The organism is Streptomyces sp. NPDC056527, assembly GCF_042794475.1.
In the GTDB taxonomy this organism is placed as follows: domain Bacteria; phylum Actinomycetota; class Actinomycetes; order Streptomycetales; family Streptomycetaceae; genus Streptomyces.
In genome coordinates, this window is sequence record NZ_JBHTTQ010000062.1 from 35,881 (window position 1) to 43,397 (window position 7,517).

Below are 7,517 nucleotides of genomic sequence, written 5' to 3' on the forward strand. Positions count from 1 at the left end.
CATGATCGAGAGTCGACGACGCCCCCTGAGACGCGCAGCGAACGGAGACATCCCCGTGTCGTACCCAGAACCCCGCTACCACGGCGAGAAAGGCGAGGTCAGCGCCGCCTTCCGCCCGGCAGGCACGCCCGCCGACCTCACCGCCGCCAACGGGACCCGGACGCACTACCTGGCCACCACCGCCTCCACCAGCGGCGAGTTCGGGCTCTACCGGGTCGACATGACCCCCAAGGCCGGCGGCCCCGCCACGCACTTCCACAAGACGATCTCCGAGACGTTCTTCGTCCTGGACGGAACGGTTCGGCTCTACGACGGCGCTCAGTGGGTCGACGCCGAGAAGGGCGACTTCCTGTACGTCCCGACGGGTGGGCTGCACGCCTTCCGCAACGACTCCGACGCGCCCGCCTCCATGCTCCTGCTCTTCGCGCCGGGCGCGCCCCGTGAGGAGTACTTCGAGAAGGTGTCGACGGTCGCGCGGATGACCGACGACGAGCGGGCCGAGTTCTTCCTCAAGCACGATACGTACTGGACGGACTGAGCCCCGTCTTCGCGCCCGCCCCGCACAGCGGCACGACGGTCAGGCCCGGGCGCGGGGCCGTCGCGCGCACGGCGGCCCAGCAGGCCACGCCCGTCGACTCCACGAAGAGGCCCCGGCGCGCCAGGTCCAGCTGGGCCGCGTGGATCTGATCCTCCGTCACCGTCAGGAACGTGCCGCCCGTCTCGCGGACCGCGCGCAGGATCTGGCGGGCGCGGGGCGGGTTCGGGATCGCGATGCCCTCGGCGAGGGTTGGGCGTACGGGTGCCGGTTCCGTCAGCTCCTCCGCGCCGGCGTGGAACGCGGCGGCCAGCGGGGACACCGCCTCGGCCTGTACGGCGACCAGGGCCGGGCGGGTGTCGACGAGCCCGTGGCCGTACAGCTCCTCGATGGCCAGCGCGGCGCCCAGGAGCAGGGTGCCGTTGCCGACCGGGACCACGACCGTGTCCGGGAGCACGCCGCCGAGCTCCTCCCAGAGCTCGTACACGTAGGTCTTGGTGCCGTGCAGGAAGTGCGGGTTGTGGACGTGCGAGGCGTAGAACGTGCCCGGCTCGTCGGCGGCCTCCCGGGCCGCCCGCGCCGTCGCCTCGCGGTCGCCGGGGACGACGGTCAGCCGTGCGCCGTGCGCCCTGATCTGCTCCAGCTTCTTGGGGGACGTGCCGTCCGGTACGTAGACCACACAGTCGAGGCCCGCCCGCGCGCAGTACGCGGCGATCGCCGTGCCCGCGTTGCCGCTGCTGTCGGCGACGACGCGGCGCAGGCCGCCGCCCTGCGCGAGGCGCCGGGCCAGCTCGGCGAGCATGACCGCGCCCCGGTCCTTGAAGGACAACGTCGGCATGAGGAAGTCGAGTTTGGCCGAAACCGCATCGGTGAGCGGGACCAGGGGCGTGCGCCCCTCGCCGAGGGTCACATGCGGGATCTCGGTCGCCAGTGGCAGCGCCTCTTCGTAACGCCACAATGAATTCACGCGTGACGCCAGGGACTTGAGTGACACGGGTGCACTGGCGAACTCCAGGTCCCAGGGGCCGCGGCACTGTGGACAACACCAGGTGAGGGCATCGGCGGGGGCCTGGACTCGGCATCGGGGGCAGGAATACGTGGTCATGGTCATCAGCATGGCAGCGGTGTGTCGCGCATGTGACGGGGCGCTCGCAGGCCTTGTGTGATTCCTATGGATCCGTCAATCTTTCGCTCGGCAGCCGGACTTTCGAATCGACGTGGACCTTCCGCGTCTTCTTGACATGTCCCTGCCGTACCCCCACAGCAGCGCACCACCAATGAGGAGGATCCCTCACATGTCCGTGATGCGTGACTCGCGGCGCAGACTCGTCGCCGCCAGCGCCATAGCCGTCGCCGCCCTGGCCCTCGGCACCGCCTCCACCCTCCCGGCCACCGCGGCCGAGGCCGCCGCCGAAGGCGTGATCGTCAACGCCGGGGCCCCCGGGACGATCGAGGGCAGCTACATCGTCACCCTCGACGAGTCCGCCCAGGCGGAGACCTCGAAGGGCCGGGCGGTCGCGGCCAAGCACGGCGCGACGATCAAGAGGACGTACACGTCGGCGCTGAACGGCTACAACGTCGAGCTGAGCGAGGCGCAGGCCAGGAAGCTCGCCGCCGACCCCGCGGTCAAGTCCGTCGTGCAGAACCGCGTCTTCAAGGTCTCCGGCACGCAGCCGAACCCGCCCTCCTGGGGCCTGGACCGGGTCGACCAGCGGGCCCTTCCGCTGAACCAGAGCTACACCTACCCGGACAGCGCGGGCCAGGGCGTGACGGCGTACATCATCGACACCGGCGTCCGCATCTCCCACAGCGACTTCGGCGGCCGGGCCTTCAACGGCTACGACGCCATCGACAACGACAACGTCGCCCAGGACGGCCACGGTCACGGCACGCACGTCGCGGGCACCGTCGCGGGATCCTCCTACGGTGTCGCCAAGAAGGCCAAGATCGTCGGTGTCCGCGTGCTCAACAACCAGGGCTCCGGCACGACCGCGCAGGTCGTCGCCGGCATCGACTGGGTCACGCAGAACGCCGTCAAGCCGGCCGTCGCCAACATGAGCCTGGGCGGCGGGGTCGACACCGCCCTCGACCAGGCCGTGCGCAACTCCATCGCGTCCGGCGTCACCTACGCCGTCGCCGCGGGCAACGACAACTCCAACGCCTCCAACTACTCGCCGGCGCGCGTCACCGAGGCGATCACGGTCGGCTCCACGACCAACACCGACGCCCGCTCCAGCTTCTCCAACTACGGCAGTGCGCTGGACATCTTCGCCCCGGGCTCCTCGATCACCTCGTCCTGGAACACGAACGACACCGCCACCAACACCATCTCGGGTACGTCGATGGCCACCCCGCACGTCGCCGGCGCGGCCGCCGTCTACCTCGCGGACAACCCGTCGGCCACCCCGGCCCAGGTGTCGACGGCGCTGACCAACGCCGCCACGCCGAACGTCGTCGGCAGCCCCGGCACCGGTTCGCCGAACCGCCTCCTCTTCGTCGGTGGCGGCGGCACGACCCCGCCGCCCGGCAAGAAGTTCGAGAACACCGCGGACTTCGCCATCGCCGACAACACGACCGTCGAGTCCCCGGTCACCGTCAGCGGTGTCACGGGCAACGCGCCCTCCGCCCTCCAGGTGCCCGTGAACATCGTTCACACCTACATCGGTGACCTTCAGGTCCAGCTGATCGCTCCCGACGGCACGGCGTACACGCTGAAGGGGTACGGCACCGGCGGCAGCTCCGACAACATCAACACCACGTACACGGTGAACGCCTCCTCCGAGGTCGCCAACGGCACGTGGAAGCTCCGGGTCAGCGACAACGCGCGCCTCGACACCGGGAAGATCGACTCCTGGGCGCTGCAGTTCTGAACGGGAGTCCTTCCGCACAGTAGAACGTGAGCAGTGAGGGGGCGGTCGCCGACGGGCGGCCGCCCCTTCGTCATGCCTCCCCGAGGAGCCGGTACATCGTCTCCGGGGGAAGCGCCGGGTTGGCGGCCGCGTCCTTCGACAACTCCTCGTCTTCAAGGAGTTGATGAAGCCGCGTTTGCGGAAGAGCCGGGTTCCGGGCCGCCGCCGCACGGATCCTCGGATCCTCGTCGCAGGTGAGCGCGTCGGCGACGACCGGGTCCAGCTCCGGGTCGCGTGCGGCCAGCAGGCGTTCGGCGGGGTCCTCGGCGGCCGCGAAACGGGGGCCGAGGCCGACGGCCGGGAACCGCGGCAGTTCGAGCAGCCGGTCGCGGTACCACCCCGTGTACTCCAGGTAGCACCGGAGCAGCAGCTCCGGCGGCGCTCCGGGATGGAACTGCGCCAGGAGCACCCGTACGCCGAGGTCGTCGTCGGCCGCGAGGAGGGCGACGAGATCGGCGGGGAGGTCCGGGTTGCGGGCGACGCGGCGGCGCAGCAGGGGATGGGCGGACCGGGCGTGGGAGAGCGGCGCACCGTACGGGTCCTCTCCCAGCCGGAAGTCCGTGAGCGGGGGGACGACGTAGTCGACGGCCGCGCGTTCGTCCTCGGTCAGTTCGGGACGCATCGAGACGGCGGTACGGACCTCCGGGTCGGGATCGCGCGCGAGGAGGTCCACCAGGTCGCGGGGGAGATCCTCGCGTCCGGCGACCTCCAGCCGGGCCTTGGGGTCGCCGACGCGGGCGACGTGGGCGACGACGTCCGGGGGAGTGCTGTAGTTGTGCGCGAGGCACCACAGGTCGTCGTCCCCGCGTTCGAGCAGCAGCTCGTCGACGACCGCCCGCGAGAGCCGGCAGTTCACGAGGATGTGGCTGTGGGCGTGCGAACGGGTCCCGGGCATGGCTCGCAGCCGCCGCTCCATCTCCTCCGCGTCGTCCTCCTCCAGACGCCTCGCGGCGGACGCCCGGATCTCCGGGTCGGGGTCGGCGAGGAGCGCCGCCCGGCGCTCCTCGGAGAGCCGTCGCCACATGTTGATGCCGTACCGGCGGAGTGTGGCCGAGGGGTGCGTGGCGTACCGGAGGAGGGTACGGCGCGGAGCCTGGCGCGAGGTGATCAGCTGATCCAGCTCCTGGCCGTCGTAGGTCGCGTACATCCGGTCGATCACATGGTCCGGCAGGTGCCGCGGCCACGTGTCCTCACCGGGGCCGCTCGCCAGGCCCGACCGTACGAGCCAGAACTCGTCGTCCACGACCCGGCCGCGCAGCTCCCCGGAGACGTACGGATTGCGTGCCAGTCCTCCGCGAGTGCGGGGGTTCGGGTGGGCGAGGATCGCCGCCACGACCTCGTCGGGGATCTCCCGTCGACCCCGGCACAAGGACGAGTGGACGGCCCCGTCCCCGGAGTCGAGCAGCCGCAGGAGCACGTCCACGGGCGCGGTCGGGTTGGCGGCCAGTCCCTGGAGGGTCGCGCTCACGCCTCGAACCCCTCGTCGTCCTCTTCGTCCTCGAAGACATGGTCCACGGGCTCGGCGACCCAGCCCGCCGTCAGGACCAGCCGCGAGGTGCGGTGCACGGTCAGGAAGCCGAAGGGGCGGTCGAAGTCGACGTCGATGCGCCGGACCACGTACGGCGGGGGAGGCGGTGCGGCCCCGCCCGCGACCGCGCCCATCGCGGAGACCGACGCCGCCTCGAAGCCCTCCGCGTCGAAACGGGCCATGCCCGACTGGCGGGCTTCGGCGATCGCGAGCGGGAACGCGCTGATGCCCGGGAAGTGACCACGGCGGCGGTCCGTAGCCGACGTGAGGCCGAACACCTCGGGGGACTTCAGCAGGTCGTGGTCGGCGGTGAGGGAGAACGGGGACGTCGTGACGCACAGCGTCGGCGCGCGGTCGTAGCTGCGCGCGTTGCGGACGTTCAGGCCGGGTCCCTGCTCCCCGAGGGGGAGCAGGTCGCCCGGCACGGCCTTGGACGCGCCCGACAGGACGTCGATCCCGGCCTTCAGGACCGAGCCCGGCTCCGTCTCCTCCTCTCCGAGGAGGAGGTGGACATCGACGCCGGTGTCACCGAGCACCTTGAGGACCGTCAGAGGACCGGAGGCCGTCCGGGCGACCCCGACCCGGTCGAGGAGCGAGGTGCGGCGCCGCAGGCCGTTCAGGTACCGCCCCGCCCACGGGCCGGACTCGGGCGCCAGTTCACCGTCCTCGAAGGGCTGGAGCCATCGTGTCCGTACGGCCTGGGCGGCGGCGAGGACCAGCCGGGTCTCCTCGTCCAGGCCGACCGGCATGGCCGGGATCAGCCCGCCCGTACGCTCCTCGGCCCATGCGTCCAGAGCCGCGCGGTCCGCGTCGGCGTCACCGGTGAAGCGGCCGAGGGCGGCCTCCGGAAGGCCGCTCACCCACCGCTCGCGCAGCTCCACCTCGGGGCTCGTCCAGAGCCCGATCGCCGCGGCCGACCCCCGCATCGCTCCCAGGGCCCCGAGCAGCCCTCGTGCCGCCTCCGCCGCCTCGTCCGCGCGGATGCCGAGGGCGTCCTCCAGCTCCTCCCGCGCCGGGCCCTCCGCGCCGTCCGCCAGAAAGGCCAGCAGCGGCCAGACTCCCGCCGCGGACAGGACATCGCTCCCGGTGCCGAGCGTGCCCGCCCACCGTGATGTGAGCCGGTTGACCGCTCGTACCGTCTCCGCCCGTATTGCCGTGGATGCCGACCGCATACCGCCCCCGCCCTCGGACCACGTACGATGCGCGCGCCCGTTCGCATGTCTGTGCCGGCTGTTTCCGGCTGTTTCCGGCCGTTCGCGCCGTTCCAGCTGTCCCGCACCCGCCCCAACAGGAGCACCGTAGTCGTGGAGCCCTCCCAGCCGCCCCAGGATTCTCAGCCGCCCCGGCGCGGTTGGCCCGCACCCGAGCCGTCGAACCCGATGGGAGCCGTCCCGCCCGCGGCGGGTCCGTACGCCGCTCCCGGCCCCTACGGCCCGTACGCGCCCTACGGTCCCGGCGCGGCTCCCGGCCCGTACGGAGCGCCGCCGCCCACCACCAACGGCCTGGCCATCGCCTCCCTGGTCTCCGGCATCGTCTGCTGCATCCCGCCCCTGGGCCTGATCTTCGGCCTGATCGCCCTTCCGCAGATCAAGAGGAAGAACCAGACCGGCAAGGGCCTCGCGATAGCCGGCGTCGTCCTGTCCTCCCTCAGCTGTCTCCTGATGGTCCTCGGCCTGGTCACCGGAGGCTTCGGCGAGACGTGGAAGAGCTTCAAGGAGGGCATGGACGAGGCGGCGAGCTCGAAGTCCGCGTTCTCGCTGCGCAAGGGCGAGTGCTTCGAGGTCGACGGCAAGCTGGAGTCGTACACGACCGACGTCGCGATCGTCGACTGCGCGAAGCCGCACGACGGTGAGGTCGTCGGCGGCTACAAGGTCACCGGCTTCGACAAGTGGCCGGGGGAGGACCGGCTGGACAAGCTCGCGGAGGAGCGCTGTGCCGAGATCAGCAGCGCGTACGCCATGGACAACTGGGCGATTCCCGAGCACGTCTGGGACTACTACTACATCCCGAGCCGGCAGAGCTGGCGTACCGGCGACCGTTCCGTGACCTGCACGCTCGCCGTCGAGGACGGTGAGCCGCTGAAGGGCTCCCTGCGCGCCGACGAGACCACCCTCGACCCCGACCAGCTGTACTACCTGCAGAACCTCAACCCCATGGAGAACGCCGTCTTCGAGGAGCCGGACGAGGACGCCGACGGGGACTTCGCGGCCAACAAGGCGTGGGCGGCGCGGGTCCACACGTCGATCGTGGACGCGAGCGAGGGGCTCAGGAGCCACCGCTGGTCCGGTACGGCCGTGAAGCCGGTCGCCGACCTGGGCAAGGAGCTCGACGCGGCCGCGAAGCAGTGGGACAAGCTGGCCCGGTCCGCGGACGCGGACGCCTACTGGGAGATGTACGAGGTGGCCTTCGAGGCCCTGCCCGAGGACGTCGGCGCGGACGCGCGGGCGGCCCTGGGGCTCGCCGGTCCCGCGGGGAACAGCCGGACCACCTGACACGCGGGCCGGTCGGGCGCACGTCGGCGGGGCCGGGCCTCCTTCGGGAGACC

General features: G+C 71.6%; 6 protein-coding genes. 3 read left to right on the forward strand and 3 right to left on the reverse strand.

Annotated elements, in window-relative coordinates; all coding sequences use genetic code 11:
* The first annotated feature begins 49 nt into the window (after window positions 1–49).
* A complete protein-coding gene (locus tag ACFQ7Q_RS25445; protein WP_383559045.1) occupies window positions 50–538 on the forward strand; it encodes a cupin domain-containing protein in 489 nt (162 codons plus the stop codon).
* Here ACFQ7Q_RS25445 and ACFQ7Q_RS25450 read toward each other — a convergent pair.
* Complete coding sequence (locus tag ACFQ7Q_RS25450) at window positions 510–1,652, reverse strand: threonine synthase (RefSeq protein ID WP_383559036.1); 1,143 nt, start codon at window positions 1,650–1,652, stop codon at window positions 510–512. The two genes, ACFQ7Q_RS25445 and ACFQ7Q_RS25450, sit on opposite strands and share 29 nt — an antisense overlap.
* A 178-nt stretch (window positions 1,653–1,830) precedes the next feature.
* Between ACFQ7Q_RS25450 and ACFQ7Q_RS25455 the strand changes: the two genes are divergently transcribed.
* Entirely contained in the window at window positions 1,831–3,405 is a 1,575-nt protein-coding gene (locus tag ACFQ7Q_RS25455; protein WP_383559038.1) for a S8 family serine peptidase, read from the forward strand.
* A 70-nt stretch (window positions 3,406–3,475) separates the two neighbouring features.
* On the opposite strand, the gene ACFQ7Q_RS25460 is transcribed toward ACFQ7Q_RS25455, so the two are convergent.
* Together ACFQ7Q_RS25460 and ACFQ7Q_RS25465 are read right to left on the reverse strand one after the other, a co-directional pair.
* Entirely contained in the window at window positions 3,476–4,912 is a 1,437-nt protein-coding gene (locus ACFQ7Q_RS25460) for a translation initiation factor 2 (protein WP_383559040.1), read from the reverse strand.
* Entirely contained in the window at window positions 4,909–6,144 is a 1,236-nt protein-coding gene (locus ACFQ7Q_RS25465) for a serpin family protein (RefSeq protein ID WP_383559042.1), read from the reverse strand. Before ACFQ7Q_RS25465 ends, ACFQ7Q_RS25460 begins: the two co-directional genes overlap by 4 nt.
* A gap of 132 nt (window positions 6,145–6,276) precedes the next feature.
* Between ACFQ7Q_RS25465 and ACFQ7Q_RS25470 the strand changes: the two genes are divergently transcribed.
* Window positions 6,277–7,464, forward strand: coding sequence for a DUF4190 domain-containing protein (locus tag ACFQ7Q_RS25470; RefSeq protein ID WP_383559044.1), 1,188 nt, complete (start codon window positions 6,277–6,279; stop codon window positions 7,462–7,464).
* Window positions 7,465–7,517: the final 53 nt, after the last annotated feature.